Origin of the sequence: Klebsiella sp. JB_Kp004, assembly GCF_040065795.1 — a bacterium.
Taxonomy (GTDB): Bacteria; Pseudomonadota; Gammaproteobacteria; order Enterobacterales; family Enterobacteriaceae; genus Klebsiella; species Klebsiella quasipneumoniae.
Window position 1 is genome coordinate 49,794 of record NZ_JBEAKW010000036.1, and the last position, 19,713, is coordinate 69,506.

Here is a 19,713-nt window from a genome sequence, read left to right on the forward strand (position 1 = left end):
TGTTACGTTATGAATACTATAGAAGACAACCTCAATCAGCGTATCAGCGCGCGCATCCGCATCGAGCGCGAATCCCGTGGCTGGTCGCTGAACGACCTGGCCGAACGGGCGGGTGCCTCGCGGGCGATGATCCATAAAATCGAGCGCGGCGAAAGCAGCCCGACGGCGTCGATGCTGGGCCGCCTTTCCGGCGCCTTCGGCATCAGTATGTCGACCCTGATCGCCAGGGCGGAAATGCAGGAAGGTAAGCTGCTGCGTTTTGCCAGCCAGCCGGTATGGCACGACCCGCAAAGCCACTATCTCCGCCGCCACGTTTCGCCGCGCAGCGATCTGCCCATTGACCTGGTACAGATCGAGCTGCCGCCCGGCAGCGATGTGCCGATGCCGGCTTCGTCCTATGCGCTGGCCCGCCAGCTGATCTGGCTGCAGCGGGGCGAGCTGGTGTTCCTGGAAGGGAATACCCGCCACGAGATGCAGACCGGGGACTGTCTGGAGCTCGGCCCACCGAACGACTGCCGCTTTATCAATGAATCCGCAGAGACCTGCGTCTATCTGGTGGTGCGCCTTAATCAATCGCCATCCGGCTCGTAATGATAAAGCGCATTGCGCATAAAGCAGCTAGCCTCAGTACTGTCTGCTAACAAGAGGAGTTTGCTATGTCAGAACAACCGCAACGCCATCGCCGCTGGGTACTGGCTTCCCGTCCCCATGGTGAACCGACGGCAGAGCATTTCCGCCTGGAAGAGCGCGAGGTGCCCACCCCGGGGCCGGGTCAGGTTCTGCTGCGTACCGTTTATTTATCGCTGGATCCCTATATGCGCGGGCGGATGAGCGACGCGCCGTCCTATTCACCGCCGGTGGCCATCGGCGCGGTGATGGTGGGCGGGACCGTGAGTCGCGTCGTGACCTCGCAGCATGATGATTTTCAACCCGGCGACTGGGTGCTGGGCTACAGCGGCTGGCAGGATTATGAGCTTTCCGACGGCAGCGGGCTGGTGAAGCTGGGGGACAACCCGCAGCACCCGTCCTGGTCGCTGGGGGTGCTGGGGATGCCGGGCTTCACCGCCTACATGGGATTACTGGACATTGGCCAGCCGAAGCCGGGTGACACGCTGGTGGTCGCTGCGGCCACCGGGCCGGTGGGCGCTACGGTCGGACAGATCGGCAAAATTAAGGGCTGCCGTACCGTCGGCGTCGCCGGCGGCGCGGAGAAATGTCGCTATGCGGTTGACACCTTAGGCTTTGATGTCTGCCTTGACCATCGCGCGGCGGACTTTGCCGAACAGCTGGCCCAGGCCTGCCCGCAGGGCATTGACGTTTACTACGAAAACGTCGGCGGCAAGGTTTTTGACGCGGTACTGCCGCTGCTCAACACCGCGGCGCGGGTTCCGGTCTGCGGGCTGGTGAGCGGCTATAACGCCACCGGTCTGCCGGACGGGCCTGACCGTCTGCCGCTGCTGATGGCGACCATCCTCAAGAAACGCATTCGGATGCAGGGCTTTATTATCGGCCAGGATTATGGGCATCGGATCGCGGAATTCCAGCAGCAGATGGGGCGCTGGGTGCAGGAGGGTAAAATTAAATATCGCGAACAGCTGATCGACGGTCTGGAGCAGGCGCCGCAGGCGCTGATCGGCCTGTTGAAAGGTGAAAACTTTGGTAAGGTGGTGATCCGCGTGTCGGCGGACGACTAATACGCCGGGTATAGCCTGAACGCGCCTCTCTCCCGGCCGGGAAGAGAGGCGCTGCATGAATATCAGGCGTAAAAGGCTAACCGCTGGGCGAGCAGATCGACAAAGGCTTCGCGGTCCACATCCAGCATCAGGGTGGTATTGGGCGGATTGCCGGTCAGATGGTAGTAATCGACCACCGTCATCCCCTGGGTATATTTGCCTTCCGTTTCCACGCCGACCCAGCGCTCGATAGTGGTAAAGAGCTCCGGCTTGAGGAGCCAGGCGATGGTGCAGGGGTCGTGCAGCGGCGCGCCGTCGAAGCCCCACTTTTCGTCCTTATGGTAGGCCATAAAGAAGTCGAGCAGTTCGGCGACGATGGTCGATACCGGATTGCCAATCTGGCGGAATCGCTCAATATCCGCAGGAAGGATCTGCGCCCGGTGGGTGACATCCAGGCCCGCCATCACCACCTGGATCCCCGACTGAAAGACCATCTCCGCCGCCTGCGGATCGACGTAGATATTAAACTCCGCCGCCGGCTGCCAGTTGCCCAGCCCCATGGCGCCCCCCATGATCACGATGCGGGCGATCTTCGCGTGCAGCTCCGGATGGCTGGCGAGCAGCAACGCTACGTTCGTCTGCGGCCCGGTGGCCACCAGCGTCACCGGCTCCTGACTTTCGCGCAGCACCCTGGCCATCAGCTCGACGGCGGTGCAGTTTTGCGGCGTAAAGGCCGGCTCCGGCAGGTTCGGGCCATCCAGTCCGCTTTCCCCGTGCACGTTATCGGCAATGATCAGATCGCGCATTAACGGCTTCCACGCACCGCCGGCGACCGGAATATCCGCGCGGTTCAGCAGGGTCAGCATACGCAGCACGTTGCGCAGGGTCTTCTCCGGGGTCTGGTTGCCTGCGGAGGCAGTGACGGCTTTCACTTCCAGCTCCGGCGAGGCGAGGGCGAGGACCAGGGCGATCGCGTCATCATGTCCCGGATCGCAATCAATCATTATCGGCAGTGCCATAGCAGCTCCTTGTTGGCGTTGTTCTGTGACCAGACTAACGCTGAGGCGCGAGGCAGACGAGAAAGTGTGCAGAATAGTGTGATGGCTAGCACGGTTGCAGGGGTAATCGCGCGGTGAGTCGCGGCGGTCCTGCATCATCATGCCTCGCCTTGCGGTGGCGCAAGCTAGCGTCCGGCGCGGCGCGATAGAATAAAAATCGCTAATCCTTACGGATATTAATGGTTTGCTTTTCGGCGAGCGGATTCTTATCCTTAAGAAAACTCAAGAGGTTATGACGATGAAAGATGTAGTAGATAAATGCAGCACCAAAGGCTGCGCCATTGATGTCGGGACAATTATTGATAACGAGGACTGCGTCTACCGGGCTGAGAAATTATTCCCGAGCCGCGAGGAAGCGGAGTCAACCGTAGCCGCCGTTCGCGAGCGTGCCGCCGCGGCGGCGCCGGCCAGTGAACCACCGCAGGTTGACTACACGCTCGCCGCCGCCGGCGACGAGGTGAAACTCGATCTGTCCATCGCCTTCTCCTGCCAGGCGGAAAAGATCATTTTCGAATTGTCCCTGAGAAACCTGCTGTAATCAGCGCCCCGGGCGCCAGCGCCTGAGGGTAACGCCTTCGCCCGCCGGTCCGCGGGCGAAGCCGGGCGTTACTCGAAGCGCCAGGCGAGGTTCAGCCCGATACCGTAGTTGCGTCCCGGCGCGGGCTCGTAGTAGCGTCCGTTGGACTCGTTAACGATGACGGACCCGACGTATTCGCGGTCGAACAGGTTGTCGACCCGGCCGAACAGATCCATATCCATCCTGCCATAGCTCCACTTATAGCCGGTCGTCAGGCCGACCACCGTCCAGGAAGGGGCTTTGGCGGTGTTTTCGTCATTCGCCATGATGTCGCTCATGTAGCGAATATCGCTCCCGGCGTACCAGCCCTGCTCCGGCTGATAGCCGAAGGAGGCATAACCCATATTGCGCGCGATCCCCGGAATACGGTTGCCGTTGCAGCTGGCGTCGCCGCAGACGTTGGTGCGATAGGTCGCGTCAAGCCAGGTCCAGGCCGCCTTCAGGCGCCAGCTCTCGCCAAACTGCTGATCCAGTCCCAGCTCCATCCCCTGACGACGGGTCTTGCCGGCGTTTTTATAGCTGGTGCGTCCGCCGCTGCTGCTGTCGACCACGATCTCATTATCGGTATCGGTCTGGAACAGGGCGGCGGTGAGCAACCCATTGCCGATCCGCGTCTTGCTGCCGATCTCCACCGTGTCGTTGGTGGAGGGCTTCAGGCCGAAGTTGAGACCGCTCTGGTTATCGGCGCGGTATGACAGCTCGTTAATGGTCGGCGTCTCGAAGCCGCGGCCAGCGGAGAGGTAAACGTTCCAGGCGTCGGTCAGGGCATACTTCAGCGAGCCTGCGGGCAGCCATTTGTGATAGCTGGCATCGCCGCTGTCGTCGCCATTGCCTGGGGTGATGTAGTAATCATTCGAGTCGAACCATACCGAGCTGTAGCGCACCCCGGCATCGAGCGAAAGTTTGTCGGTGAGCTGCCACTGGGTTTGCAGGTAAGGGTCGACGTTCCACATCAGGTTACGTTCGTTACGGCGTAGCGCGCCCTGTTCGCCATACTGCGGCGCGCCGTTGACCATCACAAAGTTTTCATAGCCCTTGCGGCGCTCGCTCATGTTCTCGTAGTCAAGACCGGCGGTCAGGGTGACCGGCACCAGCAGCTCGCCGCGATGGGTCAGCCGGGTATCGATCCCCTGGTAGTGGCGGGTGAGGTCGATCACCCCGCCGGCATGGCTCGGCTTCAGCTGCGGCGCGCGCGGGATCGACTGGTACTGGGTGGTTTCGCGTTCCCCGGCGTACATCATGACGCTGAGATCGTCCTGGGCGCTCAGCTGGCGCTCGTAGCGCAGGCCAGCCTGGGTCTGCCGGGTATCCTTGCGGGTATTATACTGGTCGCCGCGAGGCGACTGGCGCGGGTTATCGCGCCATTCATCGGCGGTTAAGCCGCCGGCGTCATTGGCTTTGATATCAACGCTGTTCAGCAGCAGCGTCAGCTTACTGACGTCGTTGATGCGCACCCCCAGCCGGGCGTTGGCCAGATTTTTGCGCGCGCCGCTGTGATCGCGATAGCCATGGGTGGTGAAGCGGTTAGTCGACACCGTGTAATCCACATCCCCTGCGTGGCTGCCGTCGCCAACGGCGCCGGTGGCTTTCATCCCGTAGTGCCAGGTGCCGAAGCTGCCATAGTAACTGCTGGCTTCCACGGTGGGCGGCTGGGTGCCGGTCTGGCTGGTGACATTGATCACCCCGCCGGACGAGTTACCGTAGAGGGCAGAGAAGGGGCCGCGCAGCACCTCGAGGGTGTCGACGCTACCGATATCGATATTGGAGGTCTGCCCCTGGCCGTCGGGCATGGTCGCCGGGATGCCGTCCACATAGATGCGCAGCCCGCGCACGCCGTAGGTAGAGCGGGAGCCAAAGCCGCGAATCGACAACTGCAGATCCTGGGCATAGTTTTGTCGGTTCTGCACCTGCAGGCCCGGCACGGCGCCCAGCGATTCAGAGAGGTTGACGCGCGGCGCGGCCTGGCGCATCTCATCGCCATTGACCACGCTGACGGCGGCGGGGGTATCCAGTTCAGAAACAGTGGTTGGCGCAGCGGTCACCACCATGGTTTGTTCATCGGCGGCCTGGGCGGCGGCGATGAGCGGCAGCAGCAGGGCCGGCAGGGCCGCGTGTCGCACGGATAGGATTTTCATCGATAGTACTCGGGAGACGAACCAAATGGAACATATGTATATATGTTACCCCGTTTGTAAAATATTTGAAAATTATTAACTGCCGTTGGTTAACGGATAGTGCTTCAGGCTGACGAATTTACCGGGCAACAACAATTAGCGCTCCACTTTGAGATGATTAATGATTACTATTCGCATTCAAAATAAGGCAGAGCCATGACTTTGCCGCCGGAAGCGATGTCGGGTCAGCACATACAGGTTCATCAAAGGGAGTCGTCATGTCATTACGTCAGTTTGCCGCGCCGCGTCTGCGCCATTCACTGTTATTCACTTCTCTGCTGCTGGCAGGCAGCTTTAGCGCCCACGCCGCGGAAGAGATGCTGCGCAAGGCCGTCGGGAAAGGGGCCTACGAAATGGCCTACAGCCAGCAGGAGAACGCGCTGTGGGTCGCCACTTCGCAAAGTCGTTCGCTGGACAAAGGGGGGATTGTTTATCGTCTTGACCCCACCACCCTCGACGTGACGCAGATTATTCACAACGATCTGAAGCCGTTTGGCGCCGCTATCAACCATGCCACCGGTACGCTGTGGTTTGGTAATACCGTCGACAGCACCGTCACCGCCATTGACGCCAAAACCGGCGCTGTGAAGGGGCGACTGGTGCTGGACGAGCGTCAGCGCAGTGAAACCGTGCGCCCGCTGCAGCCGCGCGAGCTGGCGGTCAATGAGCAGACCAACACTATCTACATTACCGGTCTGGGCAAAGAGAGCGTGATTTGGGTGGTGGATGGCGCTACCCTGAAGCTGAAAACGACGATTACCGGCACCGGGGCGATGGCCACCGGCCTGGCGATCGATCCGCAGGCGAAACGCCTTTATACCACCAATGCCGACGGCGAACTGCTGACCATCGACAGCGAGAGCAACACCATTGTGTCGCGCAAAAAATTGCTGGATGACGGCAAGGCGCATTTCTACCTTAACCTGAGCCTCGATACCGCCGGCCACCGCGCCTTTATTACCGACAGCAAGCAGCCGGAAGTGCTGGTGGTCGATACCCGCGACGGCAAAGTGCTGGAGAAAATCACCGCGCCGGAATCGCTGGCGGTGCTGTTTAACCCCACCCGCAACGAAGCCTATGTGACGCATCGTAAGGCGGGGGAAGTGAGCGTTATCGACGGCAAGAGCTATAAGGTGGTGAAGACCTTTAAAACGCCGACCCATCCCAACAGCCTGGCGCTCTCTGAGGACGGCAAAACGCTGTACGTCAGCGTGAAACAAGCATCCAGCCGTGAGAAAGAGGCCACGGCGCCGGACGATGTGATCCGCATCGCCCTGTAAGGTCCCGGGCGCGACGACCATCGTCACCGGTGGTTGCGCCCGGCATCTCACCCTCTGTTACAAACGCGTATTGGCCTGATAAACCTGAAGGTTATACACTTATCGCTTTCCCGCCTCGCGCGGGCAGTGGTAATCAGTGGAGATAAAATGAAAAAACCATTCATGGTGATTTGCGCCGGCGCGATGCTGGCGCTGCTGGCCGGCTGTTCGTCCAACTACGTTATGACCACCAAAAGCGGTCAGACGATCGTCACCCACGGCAAGCCGCAGCTGGATAAAGAAACGGGGATGACCAGCTATATCGATGAGTCTGGTAATAAGCGGGAAATTAACAGCAGCGACGTGTCGCAGCTGGTTGAGGATAACTAAGTCCTGACCTCCCGGTTTGCCCGCGATGGACAAACCGGGAGTCCTGCCATTTACTGCTTGAGCGTCGGCGCTGTGCTGTGAATCGCATGCACGCGCTTACGCACGCCAAACCAGCCCGCCACCAGCAGCACCGCCAGCAACGGGATGGAGCCAATGGTATAGGTGCCGTTCGGATAATCGAAGGCCATCAGCACCAGCACACTGAACAGGAACAGCAGCGTCAGCCAGGAGGTGAACGGCGCTCCAGGCATTCTGAAGCTCACCTGAGCCGCTTTTCCTTCCTTAATCGCTTTGCGCAGACGCATCTGACACACCACGATGAAGCCCCAGGACGCAATGATCCCCAGCGAAGCGATGTTGAGGACGATCTCAAACACCTGCGACGGCACCAGATAGTTGAGGAACACCCCGACCACGTACACCGCCAGCGTTGCCAGGATCCCGGCGTAAGGGACGTGGTGACGGCTCATCTTCGACATGAACTTCGGCGCGGAGCCCCCCATCGACATGGAGCGCAGAATACGCCCGGTGCTGTAGAGGCCGGAGTTGAGGCTGGAGAGGGCGGCGGTTAACACTACGATGTTCATCACGCTGCCGATATACGGTACGCCCAGTTTGGAGAAGAAGGTGACGAACGGGCTCTGTCCCGCCTGGTAGGCGTTCCACGGCAGCAGCAGCACCAGCAGCACCACCGATCCGACGTAGAACAGGCCGATACGCCAGATCACGCTGTTGATGGCCTTCGGCACCATCGTCTCCGGATCCTTACACTCACCGGCCGCGGTGCCCACCAGCTCAATGGAGGCGAAGGCGAAGACCACGCCCTGCACCAGCACCAGCGCCGGCAGAAGGCCGTGCGGGAAGAAGCCGCCGTTATCGGTGATCAGGTGGAAGCCGGTGGCATTACCGTCCAGCGGCTTACCGGAGCCGAGGAAAATGGTGCCGACCACGAGAAACGCGACGATCGCCAGCACTTTGACCAGCGCGAACCAGAACTCCATCTCGGCGAACCACTTCACGCCGATCATGTTCATGGTGCCGACGATGGCCAGCGCGCCGAGGGCGAAGACCCACTGCGGCACATCGCCAAACGCGCCCCAGTAGTGCATATACAGCGCCACGGCGGTGATATCGACGATCCCGGTCATTGCCCAGTTAACGAAGTACATCCAGCCGGCCACGTAGGCGGCCTTTTCGCCGAGGAATTCCCTGGCATAGGAGACGAAGCTGCCGCTCGAGGGGCGGTGGAGAACCAGTTCGCCGAGGGCGCGAAGAATAAAGAAAGAGAAGATGCCGCAGACCAGATAGACCAGTGCGAGCGCTGGCCCTGCCATTTGTAAACGTGCCCCGGCGCCGAGGAACAAACCGGTACCGATGGCGCCGCCGATGGCGATCATCTGTACCTGACGGTTGCCCATCGCTTTGTGATAACCCGCTTCATGTGAGTTAAGCCAGTGGCGTTTTGCAGCATGGTGCTCCGCTGCAGTGTCGTGTTTCGTATTCATTGATGTATCAGTTTCCTGTCAATGCCCATGTTTGCAGCCGGCGTGGAGGACGGCTGGCACATTATGCTGGCTTTCTCATCATTCTGACGTAGGAGATAAGCTCAGACATGGCGCTGAATCCTACACGTAACCTAATAGTTACGCACCTAAAACATTTACCGATAGCATTTGACAGATTTATCAATGAGATCAGCGTCGCAGAGTTTCCCGCAACAGAATGAAAGCGCTGGTATGCTGGCGTCGACTGGGGTAAGCGCGAGGTTGTCAGGGGACGGCGGAGGCGCAGTTCGCTGCTTTTGCATCCGTTGGCCACGGGCGATGGCCACCTGCTCGCCGGGTCGCAGCCGGGTGTTTAACCGGTCATCCACGACCATTTTTTAGCCATTATCATCAGTGATTTTGATGTTAATATCCGGTTATTCCAGCATAAATGGCTTCAGCGTTGGTCACGGCGCCGCGCAGGCGGAGGAAGCGTGATGCCTGCAGGGGAGCAGAATGAACAGAGCGGTTAACCCTTATTGTTTAATTCATTCTGCCGGGGCAGGTATTGTAAGATGCAAAACCATACCCGTAGCGCCAGGCGACCCCACACTATGACACCCTTACTCTTTCATAAATATCACGGACTGGGTAATGATTACCTGGTATGCCATCGCGCCGTTGCCGACCAGCTGAGCAACGAGCATATTCGAATTCTGTGCCATCGCCACTATGGCGTCGGTTCTGATGGTCTCCTGATCGACAGCGGCGATCGAACCCACCCCACGCTGCGTATTATCAATCCGGACGGCTCCGAGGCGGAGAAAAGCGGTAATGGGCTACGGATCTATGCGCGCTATCTGTTTGATATCGGTCGTGTCGGGCATGAGCCCTTTTTAGTGCACACGGCGGGCGGAGATGTCTATTGCACCGTGGAGAGCGATTTTCATCAGATTAGCGTCGACATGGGGCGGGCGAATTTCAATCCGGCGGCGTTACCCGCCCTGGTGAATTTGCCCGAGGCGGTGAATTATCCCTTGCCGCTGGCGGATGAAACCCTGTCCGTCGTGCTGGTCTCTATGGGCAATCCCCACTGCGTTGTCCTCGTGGATAAGCTCGATCTGGAACAGGTTCATCGCTTAGGACCGCAAATTGAACATCATCCCTTGTTCCCCAAACGCTGCAATGTGCAGTTCGTGGAAGTTGTCGATCGCCATACGCTGAAGATTGGTATCTGGGAGCGGGGCGCCGGGTTTACGATGGCCTCCGGGAGCAGCAGCTGCGCGGCGGCCAGCGCCATGCGCCGGTTAGGGAAGGTGGACGATCGGGTGGAGGTCAACATGCCAGGCGGCCAGCTGCGCATCACCTTCGGCGCGGATTTTCAGGTCTGTATGCGAGGCCCGGTGCATAAGATCGCCAGCCTGACGCTGGATAACGACTGCTTTGTCGGCGGCGGCGCTATCTCCACTGGCGCGGGATGACAGGTGGGGCGATCAGCCGGAAATTTTTTGCCTTTCGCTTGCTGGCGTAAGCGGCTGTACATACTGCCTTTTCCCATCCCGGCAAAGGCGGCAAACAACGGAAATGGCTACCAGGGAGAAACAGAGATGAACATCAATGTGGTCGGCACCAGCGGCTCAGGCAAATCCACCCTGGCTCGTCGCCTGGCGCACAGGCTGGGGCTGCCGTGCATCGAACTGGATCGCCTGTACTGGCGGCCGAACTGGCAGGGCGCGCCGGATGAGGCGTTTTTCGCCGCCATTGCCGCCGCGACGGCCACCCCGGGCTGGGTATTGGATGGCAACTACAATCGCAGCCGCGGGGTCAAATGGCGCGAGGTGGATCTGGTGATCTGGCTGGATTATGGCCTCTGGCGCACGCTGCGCCAGGCGGTGTGGCGGGCCGCGAGCCGGGCGTGGCGCCGTCAGGAGCTGTGGCCGGGCACCGGCAACCGCGAGAGTTTCCGCCGTTCGTTCTGCAGCCGGGAATCCATCATCCTCTGGACGCTGAAAACCTGGCGGCAGAATCGCCGACGCTATCTGGCCGATATGCAGGATCCTCAATATCGTCATATTCGCTTCGTCCGGCTGCGCAGTCCGCGGCAGGCCGAGGCGCTGCTCCGCGAGCTGGAAGCGCAGCGGTCAGGCGGGCATATCTAATTTTCAGCAGTACACATGTGAATTAATTGTTTCTCAATAGTTAGCAGAGATTTTAATAATGCAGGCACGTACTTTCATATGAGCCTGCGAAATGTCTTATCGAATCAGTATCCTGGATAAAAGTCCGCTTGCCGCCGGGGAAACCGCCGCGCAGGCGCTGGCGCGTACATTAACGCTGGCGCAACACGCCGAAGCCTGGGGCTATCACCGCTTCTGGGTCGCCGAACACCACAATACCGATCAGCTGGCGAGCCCCTCGCCGGAGCTGGTTATCGCCTGGCTGCTGGGCCACACCCGGCGGATCCGCCTCGGGTCCGGCGGCGTCATGCTCCAGCACTATAGCCCCTATAAGGTCGCGGAAAACTTCAACCTGCTGGCCGCCCTCGCGCCGGGCCGCATCGATCTCGGGGTCGGCAAGGCGCCTGGCGGCCTGCCGCTCTCCACCCGCGCGCTGCAGCAGGGCCTGCATCAGGAAGAGAAAGGCGCCTTTGCCGACCAGCTGGCGCAGCTGGATAACTGGCTGTCGCTGACTGAGCCCGGAGGGGAAGAGAGCCTGCGCGCCACGCCGATCCCGCCGCGCCGGGCAGACGGTTTTCTGCTCGGCGCCAGCCTGGATAGTGCTGAACTGGCGGCCCGCCTTGACTGGAACTTTGTCTTTGCCGCCCATCTCAATGGCGACAGCGCGCTGCGCCGCACGGTGCTCAACCGCTGGCGCGAGCTGAGTCCGCGCGAGGCGATTGTCGCCGTGCAGGTGGTGGTCGCCGACGATCCCGCTACCGCCGCCGCGCTGGCGCAGCAGGTGGAGGCGTGGGGCGTTGAGCTGGAGAACGGCCAGCGGGTGACCGTCGGCAGTGAGGCGCAGGCCGTTGCCTTTGCCCGCCAGGCCGGTAGCCGTCCCACCCGTATCGCCCGCCGCGAATCTTCGCTGATATCGGGTACCCCCGAAGAGGTGAAAGCCCGGCTGGACGCGCTGCAGGCGGAAGATCAGCTGGATGAACTCATCATTGATACCCCCATTAGCGACGGGCCTGCGCGCCTGCGCTCCCTGCGCCTGCTGGCGCAGGCTCACTACGGCAAGGCGGTGCTGAATGTCCTTTGAACAACAACTGATTAGCTGGCGGCGCGAGCTGCACCAGAACCCGGAGCTCTCCCTGCAGGAGGTGGCCACCACTGCGCGGATCCGCGACTGGCTGCAAAGCGGTGGGGTGACCCTGCTGCCCTACGATCTGAAAACCGGGCTGGTGGCCGAAGTCGGCAGCGGCGACAAGGTGATTGCCCTGCGGGCGGACATCGACGCGTTGCCCATCGAGGAGGCGACCGGTCTGCCTTACCGCTCGCAGAATCAAGGGGTGATGCATGCCTGCGGGCACGATATTCACACCAGCGTAATGCTGGGAGCGGCGCTGCTGCTGAAGGATCGGGAAGCGGAACTCCCGGGGCGGGTGCGGATCCTGTTCCAGCCGGCGGAAGAAAATTTCGGCGGGGCGAAAACCCTGATCCGCGCCGGGGCGCTGGAGGAGGTGTCGGCGATCTTTGGCATGCACAATGAGCCCGGCCTGCCGGTGGGTGAATTTGCCACCCGCGGCGGCGCGTTCTACGCCAACGTCGACCGCTTCGTCTTCAAAGTGACCGGGAAGGGCGCGCATGCCGCCCGCCCCCACGAAGGCAAGGATGCGATCCTGCTGGCCAGCCAGCTGGTGACGGTGCTGCAGAGCGTGGCCAGCCGGGAAGTGAACACCCTCGACTCGGTGGTGCTCAGCGTGACGCGGATCCAGGGAGGCAATACCTGGAACGTGCTGCCGGAGAGCGTCGAGCTGGAAGGGACGCTGCGCACCCACAGCAGTGAAGTGCAGCAGCGGGTCAAGGCCCGGGTCAGCGAGATCGCGGCCGGTTTCGCCAGCGCCTTTGGCGCACAGATTGACGTCTTCTGGTATGCCGGCCCGACGGCGCTGGTCAATGACGCCCGCTGGGCCGACTTCGCCAGCGAGGTAGCGGCCCAGGCCGGGTACCGCACCCACCACGCCGATCTGCATCTCGGTGGTGAAGATTTTGCGGTCTATCTTCAGCATATTCCCGGGGCGTTCGTCAGCATCGGCAGCGCCAGCGAATATGGTCTGCACCATCCGGCATTTAATCCGGACGAACGGTTGATGGCGCCCGCAGCGCACTATTTCGCCCGTCTGGCGGAGCAGGCATTACAACACATTTAATGGATGACAGGGGAAGGGGTAGCTATGTCTGAAAATCGACAATTGCGTCTGGGGACGATATTACATGGCGCATCGGGAAATATGTCCGCCTGGCGTCATCCGGCAGCGCAAGCGGACGCCAGTATTAATTTTGATTTTGTTACAGAGACGGCGTTAAAAGCGGAAGCGGGAAAACTGGATTTTATTTTTGTCGCCGACGGTTTATATATTAATGAAAAATCGATTCCCCATTTTTTAAATCGCTTCGAACCTTTAACGGTACTTTCCGCGCTGGCCGCGGTCACCCGGCGTCTGGGACTGGTGGGGACCTTATCCACTTCGTACAGCGAGCCGTTTACCACCGCCCGCCAGTTCGCCAGCCTCGACCATTTAAGCCAGGGGCGGGCGGGCTGGAACGTGGTCACTTCGCCGCTGGAAGGGTCGGCGAAAAACTTCTCCCGGGCCCAGCATCCGGATCATGCGCTGCGCTATCGCATTGCCGATGAATATCTGCAGGTGGTGAAAGGCTTGTGGGATTCGTGGGAAGAAGATGCCTTTGTGCGTAATAAAGCGACCGGTCAGTTCTTTGACAAAAATAAGCTGCATACGCTCGATCATCACGGCGATTTCTTTAAAGTGGCCGGACCGCTGAATATTGCCCGCACGCCGCAGGGACGACCGATTATTTTCCAGGCTGGCGCGTCGGACGACGGCAAAAAATTAGCCGCACGCCACGCCGATGCCATTTTTACCCATCAGGAATCGCTGGCCGAGGCGCAGGCATTTTATCAGGACGTGAAAAGCCAGCTGGCGGCCTGGCAGCGCACCCCGGATCAGCTGCATATTTTCCAGGGCGTCAGCGTCATTGTCGGCGATGACGCCGAAGACGCGGAGCGCCAGTACCAGACCACCGCGGCGCTGGTCTCCATCGAGGATGCGCTGAACTATCTGGGGCGGTATTTCGAACACCATGATTTTTCGCAATATCCGCTTGATGAACCGTTCCCGGATATTGGCGACCTCGGGCAAAACAGCTTCCGCAGTACCACCGACGAGATTAAACGTCACGCCCGCGAGCGCGGATTAACCCTGCGCCAGGTGGCCCTGGAGGCAGCGAGCCCGCGTCCGCGCTTTACCGGCACCGCCAGCGATGTCGCCGACGGGCTGCAACTGTGGTTCGAACAGCGCGCGGCGGACGGCTTCATTATTCAGGGCGGCACGCCGGAAACCTTCCCGCGCTTTGTGGATGAGGTGGTGCCTCTGTTACAGGCGCGCGGCCTGTTCCGTCGCGACTATCCGGGCACCACCCTGCGGGAAAGTCTGGGCCTGGCGCTACCCGCTAATCAATTCCAAAAATAAGAAAAGAGAATCATGCTATGCAGAAAACAACACTCTTGCTGGCCGTCGCGTTGGCATTTAGCGCCTCGTCGTGGGCACAGGACGTCAAGATCAATGGCACCGGGGTAAGCCTTGAGGCCAACGAAACGCCCATTCACACAGCGAAAAACCCGCAGGCCATTGCCCTGTTGCCGAAAGATCTGCATCTGGCGGCGCCGGGGAAATTTACCGTCGCGGTGGCGGCCCTGAACTCACCGCCGCTGACGGTCTTCGCCGATGACAACAAAACCCTGCTCGGCAGCGAGGCGGATATCGCCCGGCTGGTGGCGGAGAGTCTCGGGCTGGAGGTGAACGTGGTTCCCACCTCCTGGGAAGACTGGCCGCTGGGGGTTACCTCCGGCAAATATGATGCCGCGATCAGCAATATTACGGTCACCAAAGCGCGGAAAGAGAAGTTCGATTTCGCCACCTACCGCAAAGACTCGCTGGGCTTCTACGTCAAAAGCAGCAGTCCGCTGAGCAAGATTGACAAGGCGGAAGACATCGCCGGGCTGAAGATTATCGTCGGCTCCGGTACCAACCAGGAGGCGATCCTGCTGGCGTGGAACGCGGAGAACGTCAAAAAAGGGCTGAAGCCGTTTACCCCGGTCTACACCAAGGATGACGCCGCCCAGACGCTGGCCCTGCAGACCGGGCGAGCCGATGCCTTTTTCGGCCCCAATGTGATTGGCGCGTGGAAGGCGGCGCTGACCGGCAAAACCAAACTGGTGGGCAGCGTTGACGGCGGCTGGCCGAAAGCGGCGCATATCGCGGTGACGCTGAAAAAAGACAGCGGGCTGGTGAATGCCGTCCAGGCGGCGCTGAACGGCGCTATCGCCAGCGGGGACTACGCCAAAGTGCTTAACCGCTGGGGCGAAGGGGTGGAAAGCATTCCGCAATCAGAAATCAACCCACCCGGACTGGGCGACTGACAGGAGGCGCGATGAGCGAAGCATTCCGCGATATTTCTCCGGACGCACCGGAGCTGCAGCCGATTATTAGCGGGCTGTTTGCCGAATACGCCGCCCGCTACGGTGACTATTTTTCCCGCGATGCGGAAGTGGAGTTGAGCGAGTGGTATTTGCCGCCGCAGGGGCTGTTTATCGTCCTTGAGCGTGAGGGCGAAATTATCGCCACCGGCGCTTATAAGCCGAAGGATCGCCACACCGCAGAGATCAAACGTATCTGGACGCATCGCCGTCTGCGCCAGCAGGGGCTGGCGGCGAAGGTGGTTCAGGAGCTGGAGCGGCGGGCGGTGCTGGCCGGGTACAGCCATATCTACCTGACCACCGGCTTTCGTCAGCCGGAGGCGGTCAAGCTCTATCTCAGCCAGGGGTATGAGGCGCAGTTCGACCTCGCGCGAGACCCCGAAGAGTACAGTCAGCCGCCCTACGATGGCCGGCTGCGGTTCACTAAAGCGCTGGCGGTGAGCGCCTTCAGCCACAGCGCCTGAGGAGGCATGATGCATACATCTGAAACGATCAAAGTGGTGCCGGCGCGCTATCCGCTGCGGGTGGTGGGAGCCCTGGTGGCCCTGCTGGTGCTGACGGTGGTGATCCAGTCGGTGGCCTTTAACCCGCGCTGGGAGTGGGGCGTCTTCGCCCGCTGGTTCTTCGACCCGGTGATCCTCGAAGGGCTGGGGCAAACCCTGCTTCTGACCCTGCTCGGCACGGTGCTGAGCGTGATCTTCGGCGGCCTGCTGGCGCTGGCCCGCTTGTCCTCATCGTGGCTGCTCAGCAGCCTCGCCTGGGGCTATATCTGGCTGTTTCGCTCGCTGCCGCTGATTGTCGTGCTGATCATTCTCTACAACTTCTCCTATCTCTACGACACCCTGTCGCTGGGGATCCCGTTTACCGGCGTCACCTGGGCCAGCTACCAGACGATAAACGTGCTGGGGCAATTCTCCACGGCGGTGGTAGGCCTGACCCTGGTGCAGAGCGCCTATACCGCGGAGATTATTCGCGGCGGCTTCCTCGGCGTTGACCACGGGCAGTATGAAGCCGCCGCCGCGCTGGGGCTACCCGCCTGGCGACGCACGTTGCGCATTATTCTGCCGCAGGCGCTGCGCACCATCCTGCCATCCGGCTTCAATGAGATCATCAGTCTGGCGAAAGGAACGGCGATGGTGTACGTCCTGGCGATGCCGGAGCTGTTCTACACCATCCAGATGATCTACAACCGTACCCAGGAGGTGATCCCGCTGTTGATGGTCGGCGCCGCCTGGTATCTGGCGATCACCAGCGTCCTCTCCGCCATTCAGTACCTGGTGGAACGTGGCCTGGCGCGCAGTGAGCGCCGCTCGGCGGTGAACAGCACCCGCGGCAGCCGTCTGAATCAACCCGCACGTCAACCACAGCCCCAGGAGGCCGTCCATGCCCAGCTCTCGTAATGGCCATATCTCTATCACCGGGGTCAGCAAATACTATGGCCGCCACAAGGCGCTGGACGATGTGTCGCTGGAGATACCTCCGGGCACGGTGACGGTGATCCTCGGCCCTTCCGGTTCGGGCAAGTCGACGCTGCTGCGCACCATTAATCACCTCGAGCGCGTCGATGAGGGGTTTATTCAGATTGATGGCGACTATATCGGCTATCGCCGCAAAGGCGACAAGCTGTATGAGATGAAAGAGAAGGAGATCCTCCGCCAGCGGATCAACGTCGGCTACGTGTTCCAGAATTTTAACCTGTTTCCGCACCTGACGGTGCTGGAGAACCTGATAGAAGCGCCGATCGCCCACAGGCAGGTCACGCGCAAAGAGGCCATTGCCCGAGCCTGGGAGCTGCTGGACGTCGTCGGCCTGCGCAATAAAGCCGACGCCTGGTCGCGGCATCTCTCCGGCGGCCAGCAGCAGCGTATCGCCATAGCCCGGGCGCTGGCGCTGGACCCGCGGGTGATCCTGTTTGATGAGCCCACCTCGGCGCTGGATCCGGAGCTGGTGGGCGAGGTACTGGATGTCATCAAGAAGCTGGCGCGCTCCGGTACCACCCTGGTGGTGGTCACCCACGAGATTGGCTTTGCCCGTGAGGTGGCCGACCAGGTGGTGTTTATGGTCGACGGCAGGATCGTCGAGCAGGGCAGCAGCGACGAGGTGCTCAACCATCCGCAGCATCCGCGTACCCGGCAGTTTTTATCCAGGGTGCTGCCGTCATGAACAGAGCGATAGCGACCCTTGTATTCAGCGCCCTGGCGCTGGACGCTCACGCGGCGCTGGATCTGCGCGCCAATGAGCAGCCATTGCCGGTCACCCGGGACCCGCAGGCGATAGCGAAAATTCCGCCGGGCTACCGCTTTGTGGAGCCGGGGACGCTGACGGTGGCGATCTCGGCGCTCAATTCGCCGCCGCTGGCGCTGCTGGCCAGCGACAACCGCACGCGGATCGGCAGCGACCCGGATATAGCCCGCCTGCTGGCCGGGAACCTTGGCCTGAAGCTCAGGCTGGTGCCCACCGCATGGGAGGACTGGCCGCTGGGCATCGCCGCCGGCCGCTATGACGTGGCGCTGATCAATATCGCGGTAACCGAGAAGCGCAAAGAGAAGTTCGATTTCGCCACCTATCGGGTGGACTCTCTGGCCTTCTCGGTGAAATCCACCAGCGACATCGCCGCGGTGCATGGACCTGCGGACCTTGCCGGGCGCAAAGTGATCGTTGGGTCCGGCACCAATCAGGAGCGGATCCTGCTGGGCTGGAATGAGGACAACCGGGCCGCCGGGCGGGCGCCGGCCCAGCCGGTCTACCTGACCGATGATGCCTCCGGCAACCTCTATATCCAGTCCGGGCGGGCGGATATTTTTTTCGGCCCGCAGTCGGTGGCCGCCTATAAAGCGGCCCTTAACGGCCAGACCCGGGTGGTAGGCCTGGGGCCGAAAAAAGCGTGGGTGGCGACGACCACTAAAAAAGGCAACGGACTGGTCTTTGCCCTGCAGGCCGCCCTCGACGGGGCGATCGCCCGCGGTGAATATCAACAGGTGCTGGCGCGCTGGGGAGAGCAGGGCGAAGCGGTGGCGCAGTCGGTGGTCAACCCGCCGGGAATCACCTACTAACCGCCAGGGCCAGGGTATGCCGGGTGGGTGAGCGGCAATTTTCTGCCTACACTTAGGCTTTACCCTGGAGGCAGACCATGATTACCGTATATGGCGTGCCGGGATGGGGCTCGACGATTAGCGAGCTGATGCTCTCCCTGGCCGATATTCCCTACGAGGTGGTTGACGTCGAGGGCTTTGACCAGCCCGGCCCGGCGCGCGAGCGCCTGCGGCAGATTAACCCGCTGTGCCAGGTGCCCACCCTCAGGCTGGCCGACGGCAGCATCATGACCGAAACCGCCGCCATCGCGCTGATGATCCTCGACCAGCGCCCCGATCTGGCCCCCGCGCCGGGGACGCCGCAGCGTCAGCAGTTTCAGCGTCTGCTGATCTGGCTGGTGGCGAATGTCTATCCCACCTTTACCTATGCCGACTACCCGGAACGCTGGGCGCCCGCCGCGGCGGAGCAGCTGGTGGAAAATTGTCGCCAGTACCGGAACAACCTCTATCTCTGGTTCGAACAGCAGCTGGTCGCCGGGCCCTGGGCGCTGGGCGCGTCGGTTACCCTCCTGGACTGCTATATCGCGGCGATGTATAGCTGGGGGCCCAGGCAGGCGTGGTTTAACGCCCATACGCCCAAATTTGCCGCCGTCGCCCTGGCGATCTATCAGCGACCGGAGCTGGCCGCGGCGCTGCGACGTAACAAGCTGATTTAACGCACGCGATGCCAACCGCAACCGCCATTCTGTGGTAGCGTTATGGCCTTCACCACAAGGAGTCTTTGCTATGCCGCATGTTGATATTAAATGCTTTCCCCGTGAACTGACTGACGAACAAAAAACCGCGCTGGCCGCCGACATTACCGAGGTGCTGATCCGCCATCTGAACAGTAAAGAGGGCGCGGTCAGCGTCGCGCTCACTCAGGTTGAGCCGGACGCGTGGCAGGCGGTGTGGGACAGTGAGATCGCCCCGCAGATGGCGCAGTTGATTAAGAAGCCGGGTTATAGCATGTAACCCGGCGCCCCGGAGGCGATGCTGCGCATCTGTCCAACGGACAAGGTGCTTTGCGCCGCCTCCGGCAGGGGCTTCTCCGGCTACGCACTGAGAGAAACATCATGTTCATCTATCCTAAGCGCCAGAGAGCCAACTGAGGTGTATAGGAAAGATGAATTGTTTGCCGATCTGCTGGCGAGTGCAGAAGAAATGGTCAGGATCGAGAAAGGTCAACAAATGCCGAAGGAGCAGCACGTTCATACCTTCAGCGAAATTGACGTGAAAGCGATACGTGAAGCCACAGGTTTAAAACAGCAGGACTTTGCAGCGGCCGTTGGCGTTAAGTAACAGCGTGTATT

18 protein-coding genes and 2 pseudogenes are annotated in these 19,713 nt (G+C 60.9%); 17 read left to right on the top strand and 3 right to left on the bottom strand.

Annotation, left to right across the window (positions count from 1 at the left end; all coding sequences use genetic code 11):
* Positions 1-9: 9 nt before the first annotated feature.
* Together ABLX76_RS16000 and ABLX76_RS16005 are read left to right on the top strand one after the other, a co-directional pair.
* A complete protein-coding gene (locus ABLX76_RS16000) occupies positions 10-591 on the top strand; it encodes an XRE family transcriptional regulator (RefSeq protein ID WP_023289886.1) in 582 nt (193 codons plus the stop codon).
* 65 nt (positions 592-656) lie between these two features.
* Positions 657-1,694: an NADP-dependent oxidoreductase gene (locus ABLX76_RS16005; RefSeq protein ID WP_044523497.1), complete on the top strand. Its 1,038-nt coding sequence runs from the start codon at positions 657-659 to the stop codon at positions 1,692-1,694.
* A 62-nt stretch (positions 1,695-1,756) separates the two neighbouring features.
* Here ABLX76_RS16005 and rihA read toward each other — a convergent pair whose 3' ends face one another.
* Positions 1,757-2,692, bottom strand: a complete 936-nt coding sequence (gene rihA, locus ABLX76_RS16010) for a pyrimidine-specific ribonucleoside hydrolase RihA (RefSeq protein ID WP_348874851.1) — start codon at positions 2,690-2,692, stop codon at positions 1,757-1,759.
* Between the two features lie 277 nt (positions 2,693-2,969).
* Between rihA and ABLX76_RS16015 the strand changes: the two genes are divergently transcribed.
* Positions 2,970-3,269 (top strand): DUF406 domain-containing protein, encoded by a 300-nt coding sequence (locus ABLX76_RS16015; RefSeq protein ID WP_020481014.1) that lies wholly within the window; start codon positions 2,970-2,972, stop codon positions 3,267-3,269.
* 68 nt (positions 3,270-3,337) lie between these two features.
* Here the strand turns inward: ABLX76_RS16015 and pqqU are convergent, their stop codons facing one another.
* Positions 3,338-5,443 (bottom strand): TonB-dependent receptor PqqU, encoded by a 2,106-nt coding sequence (gene pqqU, locus ABLX76_RS16020; protein ID WP_044523495.1) that lies wholly within the window; start codon positions 5,441-5,443, stop codon positions 3,338-3,340.
* Between the two features lie 257 nt (positions 5,444-5,700).
* Here pqqU and ABLX76_RS16025 point away from each other — a divergent pair, with 257 nt between their 5' ends.
* Positions 5,701-6,762: a YncE family protein gene (locus ABLX76_RS16025; protein WP_065881585.1), complete on the top strand. Its 1,062-nt coding sequence runs from the start codon at positions 5,701-5,703 to the stop codon at positions 6,760-6,762.
* Between the two features lie 147 nt (positions 6,763-6,909).
* Entirely contained in the window at positions 6,910-7,131 is a 222-nt protein-coding gene (locus ABLX76_RS16030) for a YgdI/YgdR family lipoprotein (protein WP_002906779.1), read from the top strand.
* A gap of 50 nt (positions 7,132-7,181) precedes the next feature.
* Here the strand turns inward: ABLX76_RS16030 and ansP are convergent, their stop codons facing one another.
* A complete protein-coding gene (ansP, locus tag ABLX76_RS16035; RefSeq protein WP_023289881.1) occupies positions 7,182-8,636 on the bottom strand; it encodes an L-asparagine permease in 1,455 nt (484 codons plus the stop codon).
* A gap of 593 nt (positions 8,637-9,229) precedes the next feature.
* Between ansP and dapF the strand changes: the two genes are divergently transcribed.
* The 12 genes and pseudogenes from dapF to ABLX76_RS16095 form a co-directional block, all read left to right on the top strand.
* The gene (dapF, locus tag ABLX76_RS16040) at positions 9,230-10,096 is read left to right on the top strand and encodes a diaminopimelate epimerase (RefSeq protein ID WP_348874854.1); all 867 of its coding nucleotides are present in this window, start codon (positions 9,230-9,232) and stop codon (positions 10,094-10,096) included.
* Positions 10,097-10,222: 126 nt separating this feature from the next.
* Positions 10,223-10,774, top strand: coding sequence for a (d)CMP kinase (locus ABLX76_RS16045; protein ID WP_044523492.1), 552 nt, complete (start codon positions 10,223-10,225; stop codon positions 10,772-10,774).
* A gap of 91 nt (positions 10,775-10,865) precedes the next feature.
* The gene (locus ABLX76_RS16050) at positions 10,866-11,873 is read left to right on the top strand and encodes an MsnO8 family LLM class oxidoreductase (RefSeq protein WP_218810935.1); all 1,008 of its coding nucleotides are present in this window, start codon (positions 10,866-10,868) and stop codon (positions 11,871-11,873) included.
* Positions 11,863-12,984, top strand: coding sequence for a M20 peptidase aminoacylase family protein (locus ABLX76_RS16055; protein ID WP_218810936.1), 1,122 nt, complete (start codon positions 11,863-11,865; stop codon positions 12,982-12,984). Before ABLX76_RS16050 ends, ABLX76_RS16055 begins: the two co-directional genes overlap by 11 nt.
* A gap of 24 nt (positions 12,985-13,008) precedes the next feature.
* Positions 13,009-15,272 (top strand): annotated as a pseudogene (locus ABLX76_RS16060) (NtaA/DmoA family FMN-dependent monooxygenase).
* Between the two features lie 11 nt (positions 15,273-15,283).
* A complete protein-coding gene (locus tag ABLX76_RS16065; RefSeq protein WP_004202731.1) occupies positions 15,284-15,793 on the top strand; it encodes a GNAT family N-acetyltransferase in 510 nt (169 codons plus the stop codon).
* 9 nt (positions 15,794-15,802) lie between these two features.
* On the top strand, positions 15,803-16,729 hold the full coding sequence (locus tag ABLX76_RS16070) for an amino acid ABC transporter permease (protein WP_277475736.1): 927 nt from the start codon (positions 15,803-15,805) through the stop codon (positions 16,727-16,729).
* Complete coding sequence (locus ABLX76_RS16075; protein ID WP_086075354.1) at positions 16,713-17,492, top strand: amino acid ABC transporter ATP-binding protein; 780 nt, start codon at positions 16,713-16,715, stop codon at positions 17,490-17,492. The genes ABLX76_RS16070 and ABLX76_RS16075 overlap by 17 nt, the downstream gene beginning before the upstream one ends.
* A gap of 38 nt (positions 17,493-17,530) precedes the next feature.
* Positions 17,531-18,382, top strand: a complete 852-nt coding sequence (locus tag ABLX76_RS16080; protein ID WP_277475735.1) for a transporter substrate-binding domain-containing protein — start codon at positions 17,531-17,533, stop codon at positions 18,380-18,382.
* Positions 18,383-18,459: 77 nt separating this feature from the next.
* The gene (locus ABLX76_RS16085; protein WP_277475723.1) at positions 18,460-19,077 is read left to right on the top strand and encodes a glutathione S-transferase family protein; all 618 of its coding nucleotides are present in this window, start codon (positions 18,460-18,462) and stop codon (positions 19,075-19,077) included.
* Positions 19,078-19,147: 70 nt separating this feature from the next.
* Positions 19,148-19,375, top strand: coding sequence for a tautomerase PptA (pptA, locus tag ABLX76_RS16090; protein WP_004891592.1), 228 nt, complete (start codon positions 19,148-19,150; stop codon positions 19,373-19,375).
* 189 nt (positions 19,376-19,564) lie between these two features.
* Positions 19,565-19,696, top strand: a pseudogene (locus ABLX76_RS16095) (transcriptional regulator); the annotation flags it as partial.
* Positions 19,697-19,713 lie beyond the last annotated feature (17 nt).

Excerpts from the sequence above, each read along its gene's own strand:
- ABLX76_RS16055 (WP_218810936.1), top strand. The coding sequence starts at position 11,863 with ATGTCCTTTGAACAACAACTGATTAGCTGGCGGCGCGAGCTGCACCAG.
- ABLX76_RS16015 (WP_020481014.1), top strand. The coding sequence starts at position 2,970 with ATGAAAGATGTAGTAGATAAATGCAGCACCAAAGGCTGCGCCATTGAT.
- ABLX76_RS16075 (WP_086075354.1), top strand. The coding sequence starts at position 16,713 with ATGCCCAGCTCTCGTAATGGCCATATCTCTATCACCGGGGTCAGCAAA.
- pptA (WP_004891592.1), top strand. The coding sequence starts at position 19,148 with ATGCCGCATGTTGATATTAAATGCTTTCCCCGTGAACTGACTGACGAA.
- ABLX76_RS16065 (WP_004202731.1), top strand. The coding sequence starts at position 15,284 with ATGAGCGAAGCATTCCGCGATATTTCTCCGGACGCACCGGAGCTGCAG.
- pqqU (WP_044523495.1), bottom strand. The coding sequence starts at position 5,443 with ATGAAAATCCTATCCGTGCGACACGCGGCCCTGCCGGCCCTGCTGCTG.
- ABLX76_RS16005 (WP_044523497.1), top strand. The coding sequence starts at position 657 with ATGTCAGAACAACCGCAACGCCATCGCCGCTGGGTACTGGCTTCCCGT.
- ABLX76_RS16070 (WP_277475736.1), top strand. The coding sequence starts at position 15,803 with ATGCATACATCTGAAACGATCAAAGTGGTGCCGGCGCGCTATCCGCTG.
- dapF (WP_348874854.1), top strand. The coding sequence starts at position 9,230 with ATGACACCCTTACTCTTTCATAAATATCACGGACTGGGTAATGATTAC.
- rihA (WP_348874851.1), bottom strand. The coding sequence starts at position 2,692 with ATGGCACTGCCGATAATGATTGATTGCGATCCGGGACATGATGACGCG.
- ABLX76_RS16030 (WP_002906779.1), top strand. The coding sequence starts at position 6,910 with ATGAAAAAACCATTCATGGTGATTTGCGCCGGCGCGATGCTGGCGCTG.
- ABLX76_RS16050 (WP_218810935.1), top strand. The coding sequence starts at position 10,866 with ATGTCTTATCGAATCAGTATCCTGGATAAAAGTCCGCTTGCCGCCGGG.
- ABLX76_RS16085 (WP_277475723.1), top strand. The coding sequence starts at position 18,460 with ATGATTACCGTATATGGCGTGCCGGGATGGGGCTCGACGATTAGCGAG.
- ABLX76_RS16000 (WP_023289886.1), top strand. The coding sequence starts at position 10 with ATGAATACTATAGAAGACAACCTCAATCAGCGTATCAGCGCGCGCATC.
- ansP (WP_023289881.1), bottom strand. The coding sequence starts at position 8,636 with ATGAATACGAAACACGACACTGCAGCGGAGCACCATGCTGCAAAACGC.
- ABLX76_RS16045 (WP_044523492.1), top strand. The coding sequence starts at position 10,223 with ATGAACATCAATGTGGTCGGCACCAGCGGCTCAGGCAAATCCACCCTG.
- ABLX76_RS16025 (WP_065881585.1), top strand. The coding sequence starts at position 5,701 with ATGTCATTACGTCAGTTTGCCGCGCCGCGTCTGCGCCATTCACTGTTA.